The organism is Mycolicibacter sinensis (genome assembly GCF_001673565.1).
GTDB classification, from domain to species: Bacteria; Actinomycetota; Actinomycetes; order Mycobacteriales; family Mycobacteriaceae; genus Mycobacterium; species Mycobacterium sinense_C.
On the sequence record NZ_LZMF01000136.1, the window covers coordinates 13,959 to 35,762 of the forward strand.

The 21,804-nt window shown below is 70.3% G+C and carries 19 protein-coding genes; 9 read left to right on the forward strand and 10 right to left on the reverse strand.

The window, feature by feature from the left end:
• Positions 1–18: 18 nt before the first annotated feature.
• Positions 19–255, reverse strand: a complete 237-nt coding sequence (locus A5648_RS19430; RefSeq protein WP_065026113.1) for a hypothetical protein — start codon at positions 253–255, stop codon at positions 19–21.
• A gap of 96 nt (positions 256–351) precedes the next feature.
• Positions 352–642, reverse strand: a complete 291-nt coding sequence (locus A5648_RS19435; RefSeq protein WP_064853543.1) for a WhiB family transcriptional regulator — start codon at positions 640–642, stop codon at positions 352–354.
• 258 nt (positions 643–900) lie between these two features.
• Between A5648_RS19435 and A5648_RS19440 the strand changes: the two genes are divergently transcribed.
• On the forward strand, positions 901–1,710 hold the full coding sequence (locus tag A5648_RS19440; RefSeq protein WP_065026114.1) for a hypothetical protein: 810 nt from the start codon (positions 901–903) through the stop codon (positions 1,708–1,710).
• 24 nt (positions 1,711–1,734) lie between these two features.
• Here A5648_RS19440 and A5648_RS19445 read toward each other — a convergent pair whose 3' ends face one another.
• Entirely contained in the window at positions 1,735–2,139 is a 405-nt protein-coding gene (locus A5648_RS19445) for a DUF5319 domain-containing protein (RefSeq protein ID WP_024440345.1), read from the reverse strand.
• A 149-nt stretch (positions 2,140–2,288) separates the two neighbouring features.
• Here A5648_RS19445 and guaB point away from each other — a divergent pair, with 149 nt between their 5' ends.
• The 3 genes from guaB to A5648_RS19460 all read left to right on the forward strand — a co-directional run bounded on the left by guaB (position 2,289) and on the right by A5648_RS19460 (position 6,853).
• On the forward strand, positions 2,289–3,863 hold the full coding sequence (guaB, locus tag A5648_RS19450; protein ID WP_065026115.1) for an IMP dehydrogenase: 1,575 nt from the start codon (positions 2,289–2,291) through the stop codon (positions 3,861–3,863).
• Positions 3,864–3,931: 68 nt separating this feature from the next.
• The gene (locus A5648_RS19455; RefSeq protein ID WP_207511778.1) at positions 3,932–5,059 is read left to right on the forward strand and encodes a GuaB3 family IMP dehydrogenase-related protein; all 1,128 of its coding nucleotides are present in this window, start codon (positions 3,932–3,934) and stop codon (positions 5,057–5,059) included.
• Between the two features lie 60 nt (positions 5,060–5,119).
• Positions 5,120–6,853: a GMC oxidoreductase gene (locus A5648_RS19460; protein ID WP_065026117.1), complete on the forward strand. Its 1,734-nt coding sequence runs from the start codon at positions 5,120–5,122 to the stop codon at positions 6,851–6,853.
• Positions 6,854–6,856: 3 nt separating this feature from the next.
• Here the strand turns inward: A5648_RS19460 and A5648_RS19465 are convergent, their stop codons facing one another.
• Positions 6,857–9,217 (reverse strand): glycoside hydrolase family 65 protein, encoded by a 2,361-nt coding sequence (locus A5648_RS19465; RefSeq protein WP_065026118.1) that lies wholly within the window; start codon positions 9,215–9,217, stop codon positions 6,857–6,859.
• A gap of 10 nt (positions 9,218–9,227) precedes the next feature.
• Positions 9,228–9,965, reverse strand: coding sequence for a beta-phosphoglucomutase family hydrolase (locus A5648_RS19470; RefSeq protein WP_065026119.1), 738 nt, complete (start codon positions 9,963–9,965; stop codon positions 9,228–9,230).
• 111 nt (positions 9,966–10,076) lie between these two features.
• Between A5648_RS19470 and guaA the strand changes: the two genes are divergently transcribed.
• The 4 genes from guaA (at position 10,077) to A5648_RS19490 (ending at position 15,149) form a co-directional block, all read left to right on the forward strand.
• Positions 10,077–11,606, forward strand: a complete 1,530-nt coding sequence (guaA, locus tag A5648_RS19475; RefSeq protein WP_428844358.1) for a glutamine-hydrolyzing GMP synthase — start codon at positions 10,077–10,079, stop codon at positions 11,604–11,606.
• A 146-nt stretch (positions 11,607–11,752) separates the two neighbouring features.
• Complete coding sequence (locus A5648_RS22950) at positions 11,753–12,670, forward strand: NAD-dependent epimerase/dehydratase family protein (protein WP_082966598.1); 918 nt, start codon at positions 11,753–11,755, stop codon at positions 12,668–12,670.
• Positions 12,671–12,846: 176 nt separating this feature from the next.
• Positions 12,847–13,542, forward strand: coding sequence for a hypothetical protein (locus tag A5648_RS19485; RefSeq protein WP_065026122.1), 696 nt, complete (start codon positions 12,847–12,849; stop codon positions 13,540–13,542).
• Between the two features lie 11 nt (positions 13,543–13,553).
• Positions 13,554–15,149 (forward strand): DNA polymerase Y family protein, encoded by a 1,596-nt coding sequence (locus tag A5648_RS19490; RefSeq protein WP_082966599.1) that lies wholly within the window; start codon positions 13,554–13,556, stop codon positions 15,147–15,149.
• A gap of 151 nt (positions 15,150–15,300) precedes the next feature.
• Here A5648_RS19490 and A5648_RS19495 read toward each other — a convergent pair whose 3' ends face one another.
• From A5648_RS19495 to A5648_RS19510, 4 genes are read right to left on the reverse strand one after another with little or no spacing between them, the layout of a single operon-like run.
• Positions 15,301–16,254, reverse strand: coding sequence for a nucleoside hydrolase (locus A5648_RS19495; RefSeq protein WP_065026124.1), 954 nt, complete (start codon positions 16,252–16,254; stop codon positions 15,301–15,303).
• 1 nt (position 16,255) lies between these two features.
• Positions 16,256–18,271, reverse strand: a complete 2,016-nt coding sequence (locus A5648_RS19500) for an SDR family oxidoreductase (RefSeq protein ID WP_065026125.1) — start codon at positions 18,269–18,271, stop codon at positions 16,256–16,258.
• Between the two features lie 31 nt (positions 18,272–18,302).
• Positions 18,303–18,962 (reverse strand): TMEM175 family protein, encoded by a 660-nt coding sequence (locus A5648_RS19505; protein ID WP_065026126.1) that lies wholly within the window; start codon positions 18,960–18,962, stop codon positions 18,303–18,305.
• 13 nt (positions 18,963–18,975) lie between these two features.
• Complete coding sequence (locus A5648_RS19510; RefSeq protein ID WP_065026127.1) at positions 18,976–19,680, reverse strand: histidine phosphatase family protein; 705 nt, start codon at positions 19,678–19,680, stop codon at positions 18,976–18,978.
• 106 nt (positions 19,681–19,786) lie between these two features.
• On the opposite strand from A5648_RS19510, the gene A5648_RS19515 reads away from it, so the two are divergent.
• A complete protein-coding gene (locus A5648_RS19515; protein ID WP_065026128.1) occupies positions 19,787–20,656 on the forward strand; it encodes a MaoC/PaaZ C-terminal domain-containing protein in 870 nt (289 codons plus the stop codon).
• A gap of 40 nt (positions 20,657–20,696) precedes the next feature.
• On the opposite strand, the gene otsB is transcribed toward A5648_RS19515, so the two are convergent.
• Positions 20,697–21,797 (reverse strand): trehalose-phosphatase, encoded by a 1,101-nt coding sequence (gene otsB / locus A5648_RS19520; protein ID WP_065026129.1) that lies wholly within the window; start codon positions 21,795–21,797, stop codon positions 20,697–20,699.
• Positions 21,798–21,804: the final 7 nt, after the last annotated feature.

Sequence of the window (21,804 nt, forward strand, 5' to 3'; positions counted from 1 at the left end):
CCGGATAACTGCGCAATCTCACCCCAACGGCGACAATCCCTGGTTGGGCCGTAGTCCACCGGGCGCATAGGGGCCGGTCACCAGCGAGGGGCAGGCGCCGAACGCGCCTACCACCGCGCCGGTGTCGGGGCAGTAGTAGACGTCGCTCAGATCGCCGCAGAGCCGCTGGTCGAAGCAGCCGGCCGGATCGGCGTGGGCCGGCGCTGCTACGCCGAGGCCGAAGGAGGCGACAACTACTGCCAGGAATGCACGCATGCCCGTGATCCAACCCGACCGGTCCGACAATCCCCGGGACGAGAACAGCCCCCGAATCGCCGGGGGCTGTTCGCTACGGCCGTCGGTCCGGCGGGGTCAGCCGCTGGCCCGCAGGTTGCAGCGGAGCGCGGCGTGCCGCTCGGCCTCGGACATGCCGCCCCAGATGCCGTAGGGCTCGCCGACGGCGAGTGCGTGCTGACGGCATTGCTCCAACACCGGGCAGTTGCGGCACCACTTCTTGGCGTTCTGCTCCCGCTGCGCTCGGGCCCGGCCGCGCTCCCCGTCGGGTGGGAAGAACACCGATGAGTCGACCCCCCGGCAGGCTCCTTGGAGTTGCCAATCCCAGACGTCCGCGTTGCGGCCGGGCAGTTGCTCAACCAGTGGCATGGGAACCCCTCTCAAACGCTGGTCGGCCGGAACGGTTGCGGCCGTTGAGGTCTCTGGCGGTGCGCGTAAAACAGCGCCGGCGGCATCCGGCGCTGTGGGGACCGTAGCCAAAGCGTCTGAAGTTAGGCCTACGTAACGGTTAAGAAAGGCTGGCCTAAGCCGGTGGACATTCCCTGGGATTTTTTCCGGACGTACGGACGGAGGGGCGAGCGGGCGGACGTCGAGGCGCTGGTCGGGCCCGCGTAACGTCGCTCAGCGATGACCGAGGACTCAGACGCGACGTTGGCTGCCGCCGCGTTCGGCGATGCACCGGGCCGCTGGCCGTTGGCCGCCGCGACCACGCCCCGCCAGCGCTGGCTGCGTGCCGTCGCCGCCGGCGGTCAGGGCCGGTACGCCGCCGCCACCGCAGACCTGGCGGTACTGCTACGTGACGCGCCCAACGGGCCGCTCGCCTCGCTGGCCCACAGCACCCGGGCGTCGTTCCTGCGCCAACTCGGTGGGCACGATCTCGCCCGGGGCCTTGACGGCCGGGCACTGGCCCTGGCCGGCGAGGACCCGGAGGCCACCGCCGACGCTCTGGTGGGCCTGGCCGCCGACGCCCTGGGGACCGGGCGCTTCGCGGCGTCGGCGGCCCTGCTGGCCCGCGCCCGGCAGGTTCCCGAACCGCCGTTCCCGGCGCGCCTGGCGGTGCGCCGGAACTGGGTGACGGCCGAGCTGGCGATGGTCACCGGGGACGGCGCCACCGCGGTGCGGCACGCCGAACGGGCCCTGGAGCTGGTCTCGGACGCCGGGGAAGGCATGGTGCGCCACCGGGTGAAAAGCCAGGTGGTGCTGGCCGGCGCGCTGTGCTGCGCGGGAAGTGTCGACCGCGCGCGCGGCGTGGCCGAGGCCGCACTGCAGGACACCGAGCGGCTGGGGCTGATTCCGTTGCGCTGGGCGCTGGCGTGCCTGTTGGCCGACGTGAGCGACGCTGCCGGCGCGGCCTATTCCGTTGCGGAGCTACGCGATCTGCGTGACCAGACCGCAGCGCTGGTGCGCCACCGTGGGGGAAGCTGGCAGGGCGCCTAACCAGGCTGTGACAAAGGGGACGGCTCAGCGGTAGCCGTCGGCCTCCGAGGTCGCCCCGTTGAGGGAGGCGTCGGCGTAACCGCGGCAATAATCCCAGGTCACGTAGCTGTCCGGCTCCGGGTCGTAGGCCGGCTCGTGCGGGCGGACGGTGCCGTCGATGAGCAGCTGCAGCAAGTTGGCGCGCAGCATGTCCCAGTCGTGGTAGTGGTCCTGTTGACAGTCGTCGCAACACACCACCAGGCCGCGGATACCTCGGTGCGCCAATAGTGCTTCGTAGACCGCGAGGTCAGCGAGGTCGGCTTCGACCGCGGTCCGCTCCTGCGGATCCAGTGGCTGGCCCGGTTCGACGGCGTCCAGCGCAGCGGACGGGTCGTGGGGATCGTCGGCGAACGGGTCGGGCGGCAAACCGGGTGGCAGGTGGTCACGCACGCCCATAGGGTACGCAGACCCCAGGACAGAACGCCAGCGGCCGTTCTGCGGCCCGCATAATCGCAGCCAAGGTGGTGGGGAACGAAAGCCGCTGTACGCCGCGATTAGGATGGACCTCTATCCCCCCGGCTGCGTAGTGGAGGCTCCCGATGTCCGTTGGTGATGCCAGCGCCCCGACGATTTCCCATGCCGCCATGGGCCCGCACGATGATCTGCCGACCGGCGGCCCGTCCGGCGGGCACCCGGCCAAGATCGCCATGCTGGGCCTGACCTTCGACGACGTTCTGCTGCTTCCGGCGGCCTCCGACGTGGTGCCGGCCACCGCCGACACCTCCAGTCGGCTGACCCGCAAGATCCGGCTCCAGGTGCCGCTGGTCAGCTCCGCCATGGACACCGTCACCGAGGCCCGGATGGCGATCGCGATGGCCCGGGCCGGCGGGATGGGCGTGCTGCACCGCAACCTGCCGGTCACCGAGCAGGCCGGCCAGGTCGAGACCGTGAAGCGCTCCGAGGCCGGGATGGTCACCGACCCGGTCACCTGCACCCCGGAGAACACCCTGGCCGAAGTGGACGCCCTGTGCGCGCGGTTCCGGATCTCCGGGCTGCCGGTCGTCGATAAGAACGGCTCACTCGTTGGGATCATCACCAACCGGGACATGCGCTTCGAGGTCGACCAGAACAAGCCGGTCGCCGAGGTGATGACCAAGGCGCCGCTGATCACCGCGCAGGAGGGGGTCTCCGCCGACGCCGCGCTGGGCCTGCTGCGCCGGCACAAGATCGAGAAGCTGCCGATCGTCGACGGTCGCGGCAAGCTGACCGGGCTGATCACCGTCAAGGACTTCGTCAAGACCGAACAGCACCCCAACGCCACCAAGGACAGCGACGGCCGGCTGCTGGTCGGCGCCGCGGTCGGTGTCGGCGCCGACGCCTGGGTGCGGGCGATGACGCTGGCCGACGCCGGCGTCGACGTGCTCATCGTGGACACCGCGCACGCCCACAACCGGGGAGTGCTCGACATGGTCGGCAAGCTCAAGGCCGAAGTGGGGGAGCGGGTCGACGTGGTCGGCGGCAACGTGGCCACCCGGTCCGGCGCTGCCGCGCTGGTCGAGGCCGGCGCCGACGCGGTGAAGGTCGGCGTGGGCCCGGGCTCCATCTGCACCACCCGGGTGGTCGCCGGGGTGGGTGCCCCGCAGATCACCGCGATCATGGAGGCCGTTGCGGTCTGCGCGCCCGCCGGGGTGCCGGTGATCGCCGACGGCGGGCTGCAGTACTCCGGGGACATCGCCAAGGCGCTGGCCGCCGGTGCCTCGACGGCCATGCTCGGCTCGCTGCTAGCCGGCACCGCCGAATCGCCCGGCGAGCTGATCTTCGTCAACGGCAAGCAGTTCAAGAGCTACCGCGGCATGGGCTCGCTGGGGGCCATGCAGGGCCGCGGCGGAGCCAAGTCCTACTCCAAGGACCGCTACTTCCAAGACGACGCGCTCTCCGAGGACAAGCTGGTGCCCGAGGGCATCGAGGGCCGGGTGCCGTTCCGCGGCCCCCTGACCACCGTCATCCACCAGCTCACCGGCGGGCTGCGGGCGGCGATGGGCTACACCGGGTCGGCGACCATCGAAGCGCTGCAGCAGGCGCAGTTCGTGCGGATCACCGCCGCGGGCCTGAAGGAAAGCCACCCGCACGACATCACCATGACCGTCGAAGCGCCGAACTACTACGTGCGCTGAGCAGACGTCCGTCCCAGCACATTCTCGCGTAGCGAAAACAGAAACGAGGCTGACCCGTCATGCGTGACATGGTTGAGATCGGCATGGGCCGCACCGCCCGTCGCACCTACGAGCTCGACGACATCAACATCGTGCCGTCCCGGCGCACCCGCTCCTCCAAGGACGTGTCCACGGCCTGGCAGCTGGATGCCTACCGCTTCGAGATCCCGGTGCTGGCCCACCCCACCGACGCGCTGGTGTCGCCGGAGTTCGCGGTCGAGCTGGGCCGCCTCGGCGGTCTGGGGGTGCTCAACGGCGAAGGGCTGATCGGCCGGCACGCCGACATCGAGGCCAAGGTCGCCCAGGTCGTCGAGGTGGCGGCCAAGGAGCCGGAGCCGGAGGCGGCGATCCGGCTGCTGCAGCAGCTGCACGCCGCGCCGCTGGACCCTGAGCTGCTCGGTGCCGCGGTGGCGCGGATCAGCGCGGCCGGGGTGACCACCGCGGTGCGGGTGAGCCCGCAGAACGCCGCGGCGCTGACCCCGGTTCTGGTGGCCGCCGGTGTCGACCTGTTGGTCATCCAGGGCACCATCATCTCCGCCGAGCGGGTCGCCAACGACGGGGAGCCGCTGAACCTCAAGACCTTCATCTCCGAGCTCGACATCCCGGTGGTGGCCGGCGGCGTGATCGACCACCGCACCGCGCTGCACTTGATGCGCACCGGCGCGGCCGGGGTGATCGTCGGCTACGGGTCCACCTCGGGGGTGACCACTTCCGATGAGGTGCTGGGCATCTCGGTGCCGATGGCCACCGCGATCGCCGATGCGGCCGCCGCGCGCCGCGAATACCTCGACGAGACCGGCGGGCGGTACGTGCACGTGCTGGCCGACGGCGACATCCACACGTCCGGGGACCTGGCCAAAGCGATCGCCTGCGGCGCCGATGCGGTGGTGCTGGGCACGCCGTTGGCGGCGGCGGCCGAAGCGCAGGGCGACGGCTGGTACTGGCCGTCGGCGGCCGCGCACCCGTCGCTGCCGCGCGGCGCGCTGATGCAGGTCGCCTATGGCGAACGTCCGGGCTTGGCGCAGGTGCTCGACGGCCCCTCCGATGACCCGTTCGGTTCGCTGAACCTGGTCGGCGGGCTGCGCCGGTCGATGGCCAAGGCGGGCTACTGCGACCTCAAGGAGTTCCAGAAGGTCGGGCTGACCGTCGGGAGCTGACGTCCAGGTAAGGGCAGCCTATCTAGCGAGTTACCGGCGGGTAGCCCATACTTGCTGGCTATGGAGCGGGATTACCAACCTGACTACGACGTCCTGATCATCGGCTCGGGTTTCGGTGGCAGCGTCAGCGCCCTGCGACTGACCGAGAAGGGTTATCGCGTCGGCGTTTTGGAGGCGGGACGCCGCTACGCCGACCCCGACTTCGCCAAGAACTCGTGGCACCTGCGCGACTTCCTGTGGGCGCCGAAGCTGGGTTGCTACGGCATCCAGCGCATCCACCTGCTCAACAACGTCATGGTGCTGGCCGGTGCCGGGGTGGGCGGGGGCTCGCTGAACTACGCCAACACCCTCTACGTGCCGCCGGAGCCGTTCTTCGCCGACAAGCAGTGGGCGCACATCACCGACTGGCGTGCCGAGCTCATGCCGCACTACGACCAGGCGCAGCGGATGCTCGGCGTGGTCAAGAACCCGACGTTCACCGACGCCGACCGCATCGTCAAGCAGGTCGCCGACGACATGGGCGTCGGCGACACCTTCGTGGCCACGCCGGTCGGGGTGTTCTTCGGTGAAGGCGGCGAGAAGACCCCGGGCAAGACGGTGCCCGACCCGTACTTCGGCGGCGCCGGCCCGCAGCGCACCGGCTGCCTCGAGTGCGGCGAGTGCATGACCGGTTGCCGCTGGGGCGCCAAGAACACCCTGGTGAAGAACTACCTGTATTTGGCCGAATCGGCTGGCGCACAGGTGCATCCGATGACGACGGTGACCGGGTTCGAGCCGGGCGACGACGGCCTGTGGCAGGTGCGCACGGTGCGCACCGGCCTGCGGGCACGCCGGCATCGCAAGACCTTCACCGCGCGGCATCTGATCTTGGCCGCCGGCACCTACAACACCCAGCGGCTGCTGTTCAAGATGCGCGACAAGAACAAGCTGCCCAAGCTCTCCGACAAACTCGGCGTGTTGACCCGCACCAACTCCGAATCCATCGTCGGCGCAGCCACTTTGGACGTCAAGGCGGGCCTGGATCTGACCCACGGCGTGGCGATCACCTCCTCGATCCACCCCACCGCCGACACCCACGTCGAACCGGTCCGCTACGGCAAGGGCTCCAACGCGATGGGTCTGTTGCAGACCCTGATGACCGACGGCGCGGGTCCGCAAGGCACCGATGTCCCGCGCTGGCGGCAGCTGCTGGATCAGGCCCGCGAAGATCCCCGCCACATCCTGCGGCTGCTCAACCCGAAGCAGTGGAGCGAGCGCACCGTGATCGCGCTGGTGATGCAGCACCTGGACAATTCCATCACCACCTTCACCAAACGCGGCAGGCTGGGCTTCCGCCGCTACACCAGCAAGCAGGGCCACGGTGAGCCGAACCCGAGCTGGATCCCGGTCGGCAACGAGGTCACCCGCCGCATCGCCGACAAGATCGACGGCGTGGCCGGGGGTACCTGGGGCGAGCTGTTCAACATCCCGCTCACCGCGCACTTCTTGGGCGGGGCGGCGATCGGCGACAGCCCCGAACACGGTGTCATCGACCCCTACCAGCGGGTGTACGGCTACCCGACGCTGGCGGTGATGGACGGCGCGGCGGTCTCGGCCAACCTCGGCGTCAACCCGTCACTGTCGATCACCGCCCAGGCCGAGCGGGCCGCGTCGCTGTGGCCGAACAAGGGCGAGACCGACCAGCGGCCGGCCCAGGGCGAGCCCTACCGGCGGCTGGAGCCGATCGCGCCGAAGAACCCGGCGGTACCCGATCAGGCCGTCGGCGCGCTGCGCTGGGCCTCGGGGATCGCCTGAGCCTCATCTCGCGATGTGGTGCCGGTGGCGGGGTGCGCGCCCGGGCGGCTGCTGCGGTGTCGACAGCAGTGGTTCGCGCCGGCAGGCGGGCACCGTCGTGGGTGACTGGGTGGACAGTTCGAGTTCCTTGCCGTCATGGTGGATCGTCAGCCGGCCCTCGGGGCCGTCGCGCAGGGTGTAGGTGACCTCGTCGTCGGTGGCGCTGACCGTGACGCGGAACCCGCCCCAGCGCAACCGGAACCGTAGGCGTGAGATCCCGTCGGGCAGTGCGGGATTCAGCGCCAGCACGCCTCCGTCGTCACGCAGACCGCCGAACCCGGCCACCAGCGCGAGCCAGGTCCCGGCCAGCGCCGCCAGGTGCAATCCCTCGCGGGTGTTGTCGTGCAGATCGCGCAGGTCGACGAGCGCCGTCTCGTAGGTGTAGTCATGGGCCAGTTCCAAATGTCCCACCTCGGCGCACATCACCGCCTGGGTGCAGGCCGACAGTGAGGAGTCCCGCACCGTGCGCCGCTCGTAGTAGTCGACGTTGCGGGCCTTCTCTTCGGGGCTGAACGCGTGGCTGCGCCAGTGCATGGCCAGCAGGACGTCGGCCTGCTTGACCACCTGGGCCGGGTACAGCCGCACATAGGGCTCGTTGAGCAGCAGCGGATAGGTGGTCCGGGTGTCGAAGTCCCACTCCGCGGCGGAGGTGAAGCCTTCGCACTGCGGATGCACGCCGAGCTCCTCGTCGTAGGGGATGTGCGCGGCCTCGGCGGCATCGCGCCAGCTGGCCATCTCCTCGGTGGTGACCCCCAGCTCGTGGGCGGCATCGGGGTGGCGGGCGCACGCCTCGGCTGCGGTGCGCAGATTGTGCGCAGCCATCAAATTGGTGAACACGTTGTCCCGCACGATCGCGGTGTACTCGTCGGGGCCGGTCACCCCCGACAGGTGCCACACCCCGTGCCGGTCGTGGTGTCCCAGCGACCGCCACAGCCGCGCGGTCTCGACCAGCACCGCCAGCCCGCACTCGGCCTCCAGGGAGCCGTCCCCGGTGACGACCCGGTACTGCTCGAACGCCGCCGCGATGTCGGCGTTGATGTGCCAGGCGGCCGTGCCGGCCGGCCAGTACCCGGAGCACTCCTGGCCGCGGATCGTCCGCCACGGGAACGACGCCCCGGCCAGCCCGAGTTCGGTGGCCCGGTCGCGGGCCAGATCAAGTGTCGACGACCGCCAGCGCAGCGCGTCGGCCGCCGCGTGCGGAGCGGTGTAGGTCAGCACCGGGATGATGAAACTCTCACTGTCCCAGAAGGTATGGCCGTCATATCCGGTACCGGTCAGGCCCTTGCTGGGGATCGCCCGCCGCTCGGCGCGCGCGCTGGCCTGCAGCAGGTGGAACAGTGCGAAGCGGACCGCCTGCTGGCACTCCGGGTCGCCGTCGACCTCGACATCGGCGCCGTCCCAGAACTCGTCGAGGTACTTCCGCTGGGAGTCGAGCAGGCCCTGCCAGCCGCTGTAGAGGGCACCGGTCAGCGCGGCGACGGCCTGGTCGCGCAGCGCGGGCCGGGACCGTTCGCTGGACCAGCCGTAGGCCAGGTACTTGACGATCCGCAGTTTCTGCCCCGGGCGCAGCCCGCACACCACGGTCGTGGCCGCCACGTCGGGAATCGCGATCGTGTTGACCTGGACTCGGCCGGGCACCTCGATCTCGTGATTCATGGCCGCGGCCATCATCAGTTCACTGGCCCGAGTGCGGTGCACCAGCACCGCCCCGCGGTCGGTGTTCTCCCGCTCCACGGCCTCCAGCGGGTTGTCCAGGATCGCCGCGACTCGCGGGTCGCCGGAGGTCGGCGGTTGGTCTTCGTTGGCGACCAGCTCGGATTGCACTGTCACCCGGACGAATTCGTCGATCGCCTCGACGACGTATTCGATCGCCGCGACGCTGCGCTGGGCCAGTGACACCAGCCGGGTCGAGTGCACGTTGACCTGTTTGCCGGCCGGGGAGCGCCAGTGCACGTGGCGGGTCAGGGTGCCCGCCCGCAGGTCGAGGATGCGCTCGTGGTCGATCAGCTCGCCGTAGCGGACGTCGAACGGCTCGTCGTCGACCATCAGCCGGATGATCTTGCCATTGGTCACGTCGACGACGGTCTGCCCGGCCTGCGGATAGCCGAACCCGGCTTCGGCGTAGGGCAGTGGCCGCACCTCATAGAACGAGTTCAGGTAGGTGCCGGGCAGGCCGTAGGGCTCGCCCTCGTCGAGGTTGCCGCGCAACCCGACGTGCCCGTTGGACAGCGTGAACAGGGATTCGGTCTGCCCGAGCAGATCCAGGTCGAGGCGGGTCTCGCGGATCTGCCACGGTTCGATCGGAAAATAGTCCTCAGGGATCATCGGCCTGCCTTCACAGAAGTTCCTCCAGATCGGTGACGACGACGTCGGCGCCATGGCTGCGCAGGTCGTCGGCCTGACCGACCCGATCGACGCCCACCACGAAACCGAACCCGCCGGCCCGCCCGGCCGCCACCCCCGACAGCGCGTCTTCGAACACCGCGGCGGCGGCGGGGGCGATATCAAGCAGCTGCGCCGCCCGCAGGAACGAGTCCGGGGCCGGCTTGCCCGCGATGTGTTCGGTGCGCAGGGTGACGCCGTCGACGCGCTGCTGGATGAATGTGTCCAGGCCGGTGATCGCCAGCACTTCGCCGGCGTTGGCGCTGGCCGACACCACCGCGGTGGCCAGGCCCGCCGCGGTGGCCGCCGCCAGGTAGCGCCGGGACCCCTCGAACACGTCCACCCCGTCGGCCTGCAGCGTTACCTGAAACGCCGCGTTCTTGCGGTTGCCCAGGCCGTGCACGGTTTCGGCGTCGGGCGGGTCGTCGTCGGCGCCGTCAGGCAGCACGATGTCGCGGCTGGCCAGGAAGGTGCGCACCCCGTCGTCGCGTTTGCGGCCGTCGACGAATCGCAGATAGTCGTTCACCGGGTCGAACGGCACGAACGGCGCACCGGTGCGCTCGGCGCGCGCCGACAGATACCCGTCGAACATGGCCTTCCAGGCCCGGGTGTGCACGCTGGCGGTGTCGGTGAGCACGCCGTCGAGGTCGAACAGGCAGGCGCGCACCGTTTCGGGCAGTCCCAGCGCCATGGCGCCCCCTTCCGGCTCGGGCTGATGTCCACTCCACCATGCCCGCCGTCGGATCGGCTGAGTTTTGCGGCCACTAAACTCTCTGCGGTGTCGTCCCCATCGTCTCGCCCCGTGTTGGTCATCGACTTCGGTGCGCAGTATGCCCAGCTGATCGCCCGCCGAGTCCGCGAGGCGCGGGTGTTCTCCGAAGTCGTCCCGCACACCGCGACCGTCGAGGAGATCGCCGCGCGCAACCCGCGGGCGATCGTGCTGTCCGGCGGGCCGGCCAGTGTCTACGCCGAAGGCGCTCCCTGGCTCGATCCGGCGCTGTTCGACCTCGAGGTGCCGGTGTTCGGCATCTGCTACGGCTTCCAGGCCATGGCGGCCGCACTCGGCGGCACCGTCGAGCGCACCGGAACCAGTGAATACGGCCGTACCGAGCTGAAAGTGACCGGTGGCGAACTGCATTCGGGCCTTCCGGGCACCCAGCCGGTGTGGATGAGCCACGGCGATGCGGTGACCGACGCGCCGGATGGGTTCGCGGTGGTGGCCGCCAGCGCCGGCGCCCCGGTCGCCGCCTTCGAGAACCGGGCCCGCCGGCTGGCCGGGGTGCAATACCACCCGGAGGTGATCCACACCCCCTACGGGCAACGGGTGCTCAGCCGGTTCCTGCACGAGTTCGCCGGTATCGACGCGGCCTGGACGCCCGCCAACATCGCCGACGCGCTGATCGAGCAGGTGCGTTCGGAGATCGGTGACGGCCACGCCATCTGCGGGCTGTCCGGGGGAGTGGATTCCGCGGTGGCCGCGGCGCTGGTGCAGCGTGCCATCGGTGACCGGCTGACGTGTGTGTTCGTCGATCACGGGCTGTTGCGCGCCGGGGAGCGCGAGCAGGTGCAGGAGGACTTCGTCGCCGCCACCGGGGCACGGCTGGTCACCGTCGACGCCGCGGAGGTGTTCCTCGACGCGCTGGCGGGAGTGTCTGACCCCGAGGGCAAGCGAAAGATCATCGGCCGGCAGTTCATTCGAGCCTTCGAGGGCGCGGTGCGTGATCTGGCCGCCGAGGAACCGATCGATTTTCTGGTGCAGGGCACGCTGTATCCGGACGTGGTGGAATCCGGCGGGGGTGCCGGCACCGCGAACATCAAGAGCCACCACAATGTCGGCGGGCTGCCGGACGACTTGAAGTTCACTCTCGTCGAGCCGCTGCGGCTGCTGTTCAAGGACGAAGTGCGTGCGGTCGGGCGCGAATTGGGGCTGCCGGAGGAGATCGTTGAGCGCCAACCGTTCCCGGGCCCGGGGTTGGGGATCCGGATCGTCGGCGAGGTCACTTCTGAGCGGCTGGCGACGCTGCGTCAGGCCGACGCGATCGCCCGCGAGGAGTTGACCAGCGCGGGTCTGGACCACCAGATCTGGCAGTGCCCGGTGGTGCTGCTGGCCGACATCCGCTCGGTCGGGGTGCAGGGCGACGGCCGCACCTACGGACATCCGATCGTGCTGCGGCCGGTGTCCAGTGAGGACGCCATGACCGCCGACTGGACCCGGGTGCCCTACGAGGTGCTGGAGCGCATCTCCACCCGGATCACCAACGAGGTGGCCGAGGTCAACCGGGTGGTGCTGGACGTCACCAGCAAACCGCCGGGGACCATCGAGTGGGAGTGATTTCCAGGCCGCGCTTGCCCCGGACCCGCGAGTAACAGCCGTCACTTGCGCACCCGCGGAGTTGGGGTGTGATGAGTTCGAATCGGATTGCGCCGGCGATATCACCAGTCTCCGGTGGGTGACCGAGACCAACGGAGGTGCGAGCAGTGCGCGTGTTCGTCACGGGTGGCACCGGCGCAATCGGTAGCCACACGGTGCCCGCGTTGATCGCCGCTGGGCACGAGGTCACGGCAATGGCCAGAAGTGACGCCAAAGCGTCGGTTCTAGTCAGTCAGGGCGCCAGGCCAATTCGGGTGTCATTGTTCGACCGCGACGCACTTGCCAAAGCCTTCCATGGCCACGACGCGGTGGTGAATATGGCCTCCGCGCTCCCTTCTCCGCAGCGGTTCATTCTCCCATCCGCCTGGGCCGCATGCCAACGGATACGTACCGAGGGGTCGGCGACGGTCGTCGACGCAGCGCTGGCCGCAGCAGTCCCGCGAGTGGTGCAGGAGTCGGTGGCGATGATTTATCACGACGGCGGGGACCGCTGGCTCGACGAGGACTCGGCTGTGGACCACTACCCGATTGCATCGGGGAACCACGCCGCAGAATCCAGCGCCCGGCGATTCGCTGAAACCGGCGGTGACGCAGTGGTTCTGCGCTTCGGCCTGTTCTATGGGCCGGGCGCGGCCCACAGCGAACAGATCATGGGCCTGGCCCGTCACCACATCGCTTTCCAGGCCGGCCGCCGCGCGTCCTACCTGTCATCGATATATCTCCCTGATGCGGCCAGCGCCGTGATCGCCGCTCTGACATGCCGCGCCGGTACCTACAACGTCGTCGACGACGAGCCCGTCACCAAGAAGCAGCACACCCAAGCGCTGGCCGCGGCCGTCGGCGCCAAACCGCGGATCACCGGGCCGGGCCGGTTGGCCCTTTTGCTCGGGGATCGCAGCACATCGATGACCAGATCACTACGTGTCAGCAACGCGCGTTTCCGCGCGGTCGCGGGCTGGGCGCCCCGGTACCCGAGCGTGCGAGAAGGGTATCGGGCGATGGCCGCCGGCACCCCTTCGCGATAGCGCATGCGCTAGCTGTTTCGGAAAGATCTCACACCTCCTGACGCGGTGCGGATGTGACTCCCGGGGTCGGTGATACCCCCTGAGGTGGCCCGGCTTGACGGTTGTCGGTGGGGAAGTGTTCACTCGGGCCTATCGAACACAGTTTCGAACTGAGGCGAGTTTTCCCGGAGGCGATCATGACGGCGGCGGTGGACTTGGGGCAACGTCCCAGCAGCCCTGAAAATCGAGCTGACCAGCTGGAACAGCTGCGCCGGCAGATGGCGGCGGTAGCCGGGAAAGTAGGCGCCGGGCGGCGGGGAGTGGTCTCGGCTGCTCCGGCTGCCCAGGCTTTCGAGGCCGCGCTGCCGGTCCCGCCGCTGCTGGCCGGGGTGCTGCCCGCGGGATTGCCGCGGGGCACGGTGGCGGTGCTGTCGGGAGCCCGCTCGTTGACGCTGGGCATGGTGGCCGCGGTGACGGCGGCCGGCGGTAACGCGGCCATCGTCGGCCAGCCGGACACCGGCCTGCTGGCCGCAGCGGAGATGGGCGCCGACCTGAGCCGGCTCGCGGTGATCCCCGACCCCGGCAACGATCCGGTGGAGGTGGCCACGGTGCTGATGGACGGCATGGATCTGGTGGCGCTCGGCCTGGGCGGCCGCTGCGTACCGCCGGCGCGCACCCGGGTGGTGCTGGCCCGGGCCCGCCACCGGGGCTGCGCCCTGCTGATCTCCGGCGGTGACTGGCAGGGTGCGGCGCTTCGGCTGGACGCCCGGGTGAGCGGCTACGAGGTGATAAGCGGGGGCTGTGCGGCACGCCCAGGCTTCGGGCGGATCGGTGCGGTGCGGCTCGAGGTGCAGGCCCGCGGGGGCGCGGCCGGGCGAACCAGGGCCGGGTAGCGGGTCTTCTCATGGCTGACTCCCGAGTGCTGGCGCTCTGGTGCATGGACTGGCCCGCCGTTGCCGCGGCAGTCGCGGCGGGCCTGCCGGCCACCGCACCGATCGCGGTCACCCTGGCCAACCGGGTGATCGCCTGCTCGGCGGGTGCCCGCGCGGCCGGGGTGCGGCGCGGGCTGCGGCGCCGCGAGGCGGCGGCCCGCTGCCCGCCGCTGCATGTGGTGGCCGCCGACACCGACCGCGACGCCCGGCTGTTCGAGCCGGTCCTGGCCGCGGTCGACGAACTGGTGCCGGCCGCCGAGGTGTTGCGGCCCGGGCTGCTGGTGGTGTCGGTGCGCGGGGCGGTCCGGGCGTTCGGCTCCGAGGAACAAGCCGCCGAACGCCTCGTCGACGCGGTGGCCGCCGCCGATGTCGAATGCCAGGTGGGGATCGCCGATGGGCTCTCCGCCGCGGTGCTCGCCGCGCGCGCCGGCGCTGTGGTGCCGCCCAGGGGAGACGCCCGATTCCTGTCGGCGTTGTCGATCCGGCAACTGGCCGCCGAGCCCAGCCTGTCCGGGCCCGGGCGCGACAGCCTCGTCGATCTGTTGTGGCGCTTGGGTATTCGTAGCATCGGGCAATTCGCCGCGCTACCGCGCCCGGACGTGACATCGCGGTTCGGTCCCGATGCACTCATCGCGCACCGGTTCGCCCGCGGCGAGCCGGAACGCGGGCCGTCCGGGCGGGAGCCGACACCGGATCTCGATGCCGTGCTGCACTGCGATCCGCCGATCGGCCGGGTCGACGCCGCGGCGTTCGCGGGCCGCTCGCTGGCCGGTGTGCTGCACCGGACGCTGATGGCCGCCGGCGTCGGCTGCACCCGGCTGGCCATTCACGCCGTCACCGACACCGGGGAAGAGCTGACCCGGGTGTGGCGCTGCGCCGAGCCGTTGACCGAGGACGCCACCGCCGACCGGGTGCGCTGGCAGCTGGACGGCTGGTTGAACAGCCGGGTCAGCAGGGACCGGCCCACCGGTCCGATCACGCTGCTGCGGCTGCAGCCGGTGGAGGTGCTCTCGGCGACCGAGGCGCTGCAGCTGCCGCTGTGGGGAGGGCTCGGCGAGGAGGATCGGCTGCGTGCCCGCCGGGCGCTGGTGCGGGTACAGGGCCTGCTCGGCCCGGAGGCGGTGCGGGTGCCGGTGCTGTCCGGTGGCCGTGGCCCGGCGGAGCGCATCACCTTGACCCCGCTGGGCGATGAGCCGGTGCCGCTGGCCGACCCGCGCCAGCCGTGGCCCGGCCGGCTCCCCGAGCCGTCGCCGTCGGTGCTGCTCGATGACCCGGTGGAACTGCTTGACGCCGAACGTAATCCGATCCGGGTGACCGGCCGGGGGCTGTTCTCCGCCGACCCGGTATGGCTGGTCACCCGGGGTCGTGACGACCGGCTGCGCTGGTGGGCCGGGCCCTGGCCGGTCGACGAGCGGTGGTGGGACCCGCAGCGGGAAGGCCCGGGATCGGGGCGCACCGCCCGGGTCCAGGCGCTGCTGGAGGCGTCGCCGGATGACGGCGCGCCCGGCGCGGCACTGCTGCTGTGCTACCGGCTGCGGCGCTGGTACCTGGAGGGCAGCTATGAGTGAGGAGGCACCTCAGCCCAGCCGGCGGGCCAATGCGCCGACTCGGCCGTCCCATCTTTCTTCGCCCAACGTGTAACCACTGCGAAAAACTGCGCCTCAAATCGCAGTGGTTACACGCTCGGCGGGATGGGGTTGGGGATGAGTGAGGAGGCACTCAGCCCAGCCGGCGGGCCAATGCGCCGACTCGCTGCACGAACCGGTCGAAGAACGCGACCGGGTCGACACCGACACCGATCAGCGCGTTGGGCTGCGCGGCGTCCCAGTCGGGAATCGTCCGCCCGCGCACCGCCGCGGGTTCGACCTCAACGTGTACTGCGGCCGGGCGGGTGGTCACCAGTTCGGGCTCCAGCGCGATCGCCGCGGCCAGCGGATCGTGCAGATACGCCAGGTATCCGTGGCCGCGGGCGTCGTGCGCCTCGAAATAGAACCGCAGCGCGTCATCGAGCAACCGGGCCACCCGATTGCCCGCCGGTGCCGGTAGCTGACCCAGGATCGCCGGCGTGATCGCGATCTGACGGGTCAGATCCAGCCCGCACACGATCGGAAGTCGTTGCGGTGCAACAGCTGCCCAGGCCGTGAACACCTCGGCGGCCGCCTCGGGATCGAACCCGATGTTGAACTCGGACCGACCGGCCCGCTCGCCGGAGAACGCGCCGCCCATGATCACCAGCCGGCGCAGCAGCGTGGGCAGTGCGGGTTCGGCCCGCAGCGCCAGGGCCAGGTTGGTCAGCGGGCCGGTGGCCAGCCCGATCAGCTGCCCCGGATGTGCCCGTGCGGCAGCGACCCACGCTGTGGCGGCGTCGTATCCGGTGAGCCGGCCGCTGCCGGTCGGCAACTCGGCGTATCCGAGGCCCTGCGGCCCGTGGATGTTCTCCGCGGTATGGACCGGACCGTTCAGCGGTGCGTCGGCGCCCCGCGACACCGGAACCCCGGTTGCCTCACACAGTTCCAGCAGGGCCAGGTTGTTGCGGCAGACTTGGTGCACCGCAACGTTTCCGCCGGTGCAGGCCAGACCGACGAGTTCGGTATCCGGGCTGGCCAGCAGATACACCAGTGCGACCGCGTCGTCGACGCCGGTGTCGACGTCGGCGAAGACCGAAAGGCTCACATCACCAGTGCACGCCGGGCAGCGACCGCACCGCCCGCTTGACCGGGCGGGGCATGCGCACCCGGGCGATCGCCCGGGCCGGCCGCTTCGGGTGACGTCGTACCGGTTGTGCCGCAACGGACGCAATGGTTTCAGTGGGCGCCACCCCGCGTGCGGCGGCCGAGTCCGGGTAGCCCAGGTAGAGCTGGTGCAGCAGCCGGCGCGCCAGCCGGGGAGTGAGGTAGTTGCCGGCGTCGGCCAAAGTGCCCAGCGGGGTGTCGATCCGGTCCGGCTTCTCGATCAGACCTCGTACCACCATGGCCGCCGCGTGCTCGGCGCTGATCGCCCCCATCGGAACCAGTTTTCCGGTCGGCGCAATCATCGGGGTGGCCACCAGCGGCATGTGGATGGTGGTGAACGTGATGTGATCCGACAGCGTCTCGGTCGACACCACGTCGGCGAACGCGTCCAGCGCGGCCTTGGTGGGCACATACGCGCTGTATTTCGGGCTGTGGGCCAGCACTCCTTCGCTGGAGACGTTGACGACGTGGCCGAACCGGCGTTCCCGCCAGTGCGGCAGCAGCGCCAGCACCATCCGCACCGCACCGAAGTAGTTGACCGCCATGGTGCGCTCGTAGTCGTGCAGCCGGTCGGTGGAATTGACCACCGAGCGGCGGATCGACCGGCCGGCGTTGTTCACCAGGTAGTCGACATGCCCGAACCGGCCCAGGATGTCCTTGACGGTGTGCTCCACCGACGCCGAGTCGGTGACATCGCAGGTGAACGCATGGGCCTGCCCGCCTGCGGCCCGGATCCCGGCCACCAGCTCGTCGAGCGCCTCGCCGCTGCGGGCCAGCGCGAAGACGACACCGCCGCGCTCGGCGACGGCGATCGCCGAAGCCCGGCCGATGCCGCTGGAGGCTCCGGTGATGACGACGTGCCGCCCGACCAGCGGGCCGGCCGGATCGTCGCGGCGGGCGCGGTCGGGATCCAGGTGCGCCGCCCAGTACCGCCACAGCCTCGGTGCGTAGTCGGCGAACTCGGGCAGCCGGACGGCGCCGTTCAGCGCCGCGTGGGTGGCGTCGGCGACGAACGTCGGCCGCAGGTTCACCAGGTCGAGGACCTCGCCGGGAAGGCCCACCTGGGTGGCCAGCATGTTGCGCCACACCCGCGCTCGCCCGCCGACGTTGAGCACCGGGGCCGCCACCGCGCCGGGCAGCGTGGCGCGCAGCGGGGGCAGCCCGGCCTCTCGGGCGACGGCCCGGTAGATCTCGGGCAGCCCAATGGATTTCGGCGCCGTCAGGTGGAAGGTACGCCCGTCGTATCCGTCGGCGTGCATCAGCACGATCAGCGCATCAACGACGTAGTCGACCGGAACGACGTTGGTGCGTCCGGTGTGAGGCACCGCCATCGGGGTGAGCCGGGGCAGCGCCGCCAGCTTGGCCAGCAGCGGAAAGAAGTAGTACGGCCCGTCGACCTTGTCCATCTCGCCGGTGTGCGAATCGCCCACCACCACCGCCGGTCGGTACACCCGGTAGCGCAGTCCCGGCGTCGAGCGCACCAGCTGTTCGGCCTCGAACTTGGTTTGGTGATAGGGGGTCGGTAACTGTTGGCCGATGTCGAAGTCGGCCTCGGTGAACTCGCCGGCGTAGTCGCCGGCCACCGCGATCGAGGACACGTGCGCCAAGGTGGCGTCGAGCCGTTTCGCCAGCCCGATCACCGCGCGAGTGCCGTCGACATTGGCTGCCTGCTGTTCGGCCGCGCCGGCGGTGATGTCGTAGATGGCCGCACAGTGCAGCACGTGATCGATGCCGCCGAGTTCGGCGATCACCGTGTCGGTCAGCCCGAGGTTCTCCGCAGTCAGGTCGCCGACCAGGGGTTTCACCCGCTCGCCCCAGTCGGCTGCGAGCCGCTCGAAGCGGCTCAGCGAGGCGCGGCGCACCAGCACCCACACCTGCGCATCGGGACTGTGCTCCAGGATTCGGGCCACCGCCCGCCGCCCAATAAACCCGGTACCGCCGGTAACGACATAACGCATGCGGCCATGGTGGTCGCTTCGATCGGCTACGTCAATGGTGAGTTGAGTCTCGCCGGCCCATCCCCGGGACAGTGACCGCATAGAAAGCCGGCATCACGACGAACACCGCCAGCGCGATCAGCGGCGACCACACGACACCGATCACGCCTGCCGCCAGGTAGGCGATGATCCCGACTATCGCCCGAAACCGTTGAGCCGCAAACCCTCGCGGATCCACATCGTCCTCGGCCAACCGGCCGGGGCGGCGGCTGACCTGGTCGAACAGCAGCAGCCAACTCGCGCACATCGCCGCCAGGATTCCGGCGTACAGCGCCACCGCGGTGCGGGCGTCGCCGCTGTCGGCGCCGTCGATGAACGCGCGGGAGAGCACCGCGGTGGGAAACGGGATGAGCGCGGTGGTGAACAGCAGGGCGATGTTGGCCAGATGTACGCCCTTGTCGACGTGTTTGATCGCGCTGAACGCCTGGTGGTGGTTGAGCCAGATCACCGCGACATAGCCGAACGACGCGACATAGCCGAGGTAGGCCGGCCACTGCCGGATCAGCCCGTCCAGCAGCGCCCCGGGGCCGTGCGCCGGTTCCTTGAGGTCGAGCACCAGCAGAGTCACCGCGATCGCGAAGACGCCATCGCTGAACGCCTCCACCCGGCCGGTGTCGGTCAGGCGATCATCGGAGTCATCGGCCGCACTCATCAGCGCCCTGAACTCAGAACGCGCGAATGCCGTCCCAGTCCACCAGCTTCCAGCCGGTGCCCGGGCTGCCCTTGAGCACCACCCGGCCGAGGTTGGGCAGCGGGTGGTCGGTCATCAGCTCGTCACGCGGATTCTTGACGTTCATCAGGGTCCAGGTCATGATCGACGCCGCGTGCGAGATCGCCACCGGATTGGCATCGCCGCTGTCGTAGATCTGTTGCACCGCGGCGCTGAACTCTTCGTTGAACTGGTTGCCGTCGATCGAACCGGGAATGGCTGCGGTCCGCTGACCGTGAACCCAGGCTTGTGGGGCCAGCAGGTACGGCGCCTGGGCCACCGAGCCGGGTTTGTCGCCGAACCAGCCGGCACTGATCTCGCGCAGGCCGGGCAGGATCTGCACCTGCCGGCCCAACTCGCGCGCCAGCGGGGCGGCGGTCTGCTGACTGCGCGCCATCGAGGAGGCGTAGACGCCGTCGTAGTGGTTGCGCGAGAGCTGACCGGCGAACTCCTGGGCGTCGGCGCGGCCCTTCTCGGTCAGGCCCGGACCGGGCACCGCGGTGTCGACGATCCCGGCGGCGTTTGCTTCGGATTCCGCGTGCCGGATCAAGGTCAGGGTGATGGTGCGCGTATGCGGTGTCCCCGAACAGCCTCCGAGCACCAGGGCCGCGGCGAGCGCGGCCGCCACCATCGCGAACAACTTACTGCTGCGGTTCCCCATGCGCGTCCCCATGGCGACAGCCTGCCGTGTCGACGGCGCCGAGGAGGCCGGTTCTGCTGAAATGGTGAGGGCGAATCGCCTCCGACAACCGCCGTAAGGAGAACCCATGGCACTGGACCCGACAGCCATCGGCGTGACCACCGATCCGGTGCTGGTCGAATGGACCGATCGCGACACCATGCTCTATGCGCTCGGAGTCGGCGCCGGCACCGCCGACCTGGCGTTCACCACCGAGAACAGCCACGACATTGCCCAGCAGGTGCTGCCCACCTATGCCGTCATCTGCTGTCTGGGTTTTGCGGCCGCCGGCAAGATCGGCACCTTCAACCCGGCGTTGCTGCTGCACGGCTCCCAGGAGGTACGCCTGTTCGCGCCGCTGCCCGCCGCCGGAAGCCTGCAGGTGGTCGCCGAGGTCGCCGACATCCAGGACAAGGGGGAGGGCAAGAACGCCGTCGTGATGCTGCGGGCACGCGGCACCGACCCCAGGACCTCCGAGCCGATCGCCGAGACGCTGACCACCGTGGTCATCCGCAAGGCCGGTGGTTTCGGCGGGGAGCCGGGGCAGCGGCCGGTCGCCCCGCAGATCCCGGACTCCGAGCCCGATGCCCGCATCGCGTATCCGACCCGGGAGGATCAGGCGCTGCTGTATCGGCTCTCCGGCGACCGCAACCCGCTGCACAGCGACCCCTGGTTCGCCACCACGCTGGCCGGTTTCCCCAAGCCGATCCTGCACGGGCTGTGCACCTACGGCTTCGCCGGCCGTGCGCTGGTCGCCGAACTCGGCGGCGGTGACGCCCGGCGGGTCAGCGCGATCGCGGCGCGCTTCACCGACCCGGTATTTCCGGGGGAGACGCTGACCACCTCGATCTGGCGGACCGAGCCGGGTAAGGCGGTGTTCCGCACCGAGGCCGCCGGCCCCGACGGTGGCAATGCGCGGGTGGTGCTCGACGACGGGGCAGCCGAATACCGGGACTGATTGCTCGGTCCGTTTGTCACTGTATTCGCTGCGACGGGCCCTAAGCCTCCTCGCCGGCGAGCCGCTGCGCCAATCGGGCGGTGAACTCGGCAACGCTGGCCGGGCTGTCCAGTGCGAACCGGGCGGCCGTGGCGCGGTCGCCGTCGTCGCTGTGCCGCACCACGATCCCGGCACCCGACAGCTCGGCCACCGCGTCGAACGCGTCTTCGTCAGTGATGTCGTCGCCGAGAAACAGCGGCGTCACCGGCTCCAACTGCTCCAGAATCCAGTGCAGCGTGCGGCCCTTGTCCCAGTCGATCTCCGGGCGCAGCTCGATCACCTCGCGCCCGGTCGTCACCCGCAGCCCACGCCGCCGGCCGGCCTCGCGCACCGTCGCCAGCACCTCTCCGACCCGATCCCGGGCGGCGTTGCGGTAGTGCACGGCGACCGCGAAACGCTTGTGCTCCACCATGACTCCTGGGATTTCGCCGAGCTGACCGTGAAGTGAACCGGCCGCCGCCGACAGCAGGAACACCGCGCCCGTGGCGGCATCGTTCTGGTGATGGGCACCGTCGGGTCCGGTCATCTCGAAGCCGTGACTGCCGGCATACCAGATCCCGTCCAGTCCGACCCGTTCGCGCACGTCGGCCAGATCGCGGCCGGACAGCACCGCGACGGGGCAGTGGGCGGCCAACGCGGCCAACGCATCCAGCGCGCCGGCAACCGGCCGGGCCGCGTCGGGATCGTCGACGATCTCCGACAACGTGCCGTCGAAGTCGAAGAACACCGCCGGGCGAGTGAGCTCGCCCAGCTCCGGGGCGCTCATCGCGTCGGGCAACGCTGACATCGGCCGGTCGCCGGTGCGCACCGCGACCTGGTCCGGGTCGGCCACCGCCGCGTCGGCGCCGTCGAACCCGACGCCGATCACCAGGGCGAAACCCGCACTGCGAGCCGTGTTTACGTCCGATTCCGAGTCGGTGAGCACCACGCACCGGCCCGGCCGCACCCGCAATTCGGCGGCCGCGGACACCAGCTCGGCGCTCGATGCCACCGGCTGCGCCCGCACCCCGGCCTGCTGCAGCCGCGCGGTCAGCGCCGCAGCGCCGTCGTCGAGGCGCAGCAGCACCGCGTCGTGCCGGCGTGGATCGATCGTGATGGACAACGTGCGG

What these genes read in the sequence shown, in the direction of transcription:
- A5648_RS19460 (WP_065026117.1), top strand. Translation starts at nt 5,120, where the DNA reads ATGGAGCGGGATTACCAACCTGACTACGACGTCCTGATCATCGGCTCG.
- guaB (WP_065026115.1), top strand. Translation starts at nt 2,289, where the DNA reads ATGTCCGTTGGTGATGCCAGCGCCCCGACGATTTCCCATGCCGCCATG.
- A5648_RS19465 (WP_065026118.1), bottom strand. Translation starts at nt 9,217, where the DNA reads ATGATCCCTGAGGACTATTTTCCGATCGAACCGTGGCAGATCCGCGAG.
- A5648_RS19455 (WP_207511778.1), top strand. Translation starts at nt 3,932, where the DNA reads ATGGTTGAGATCGGCATGGGCCGCACCGCCCGTCGCACCTACGAGCTC.
- A5648_RS19515 (WP_065026128.1), top strand. Translation starts at nt 19,787, where the DNA reads ATGGCACTGGACCCGACAGCCATCGGCGTGACCACCGATCCGGTGCTG.
- A5648_RS19470 (WP_065026119.1), bottom strand. Translation starts at nt 9,965, where the DNA reads ATGGCGCTGGGACTGCCCGAAACGGTGCGCGCCTGCCTGTTCGACCTC.
- A5648_RS19485 (WP_065026122.1), top strand. Translation starts at nt 12,847, where the DNA reads ATGACGGCGGCGGTGGACTTGGGGCAACGTCCCAGCAGCCCTGAAAAT.
- A5648_RS19505 (WP_065026126.1), bottom strand. Translation starts at nt 18,962, where the DNA reads ATGAGTGCGGCCGATGACTCCGATGATCGCCTGACCGACACCGGCCGG.
- A5648_RS19430 (WP_065026113.1), bottom strand. Translation starts at nt 255, where the DNA reads ATGCGTGCATTCCTGGCAGTAGTTGTCGCCTCCTTCGGCCTCGGCGTA.
- A5648_RS19490 (WP_082966599.1), top strand. Translation starts at nt 13,554, where the DNA reads ATGGCTGACTCCCGAGTGCTGGCGCTCTGGTGCATGGACTGGCCCGCC.
- A5648_RS19510 (WP_065026127.1), bottom strand. Translation starts at nt 19,680, where the DNA reads ATGGGGAACCGCAGCAGTAAGTTGTTCGCGATGGTGGCGGCCGCGCTC.
- A5648_RS19440 (WP_065026114.1), top strand. Translation starts at nt 901, where the DNA reads ATGACCGAGGACTCAGACGCGACGTTGGCTGCCGCCGCGTTCGGCGAT.
- A5648_RS19500 (WP_065026125.1), bottom strand. Translation starts at nt 18,271, where the DNA reads ATGCGTTATGTCGTTACCGGCGGTACCGGGTTTATTGGGCGGCGGGCG.
- A5648_RS19435 (WP_064853543.1), bottom strand. Translation starts at nt 642, where the DNA reads ATGCCACTGGTTGAGCAACTGCCCGGCCGCAACGCGGACGTCTGGGAT.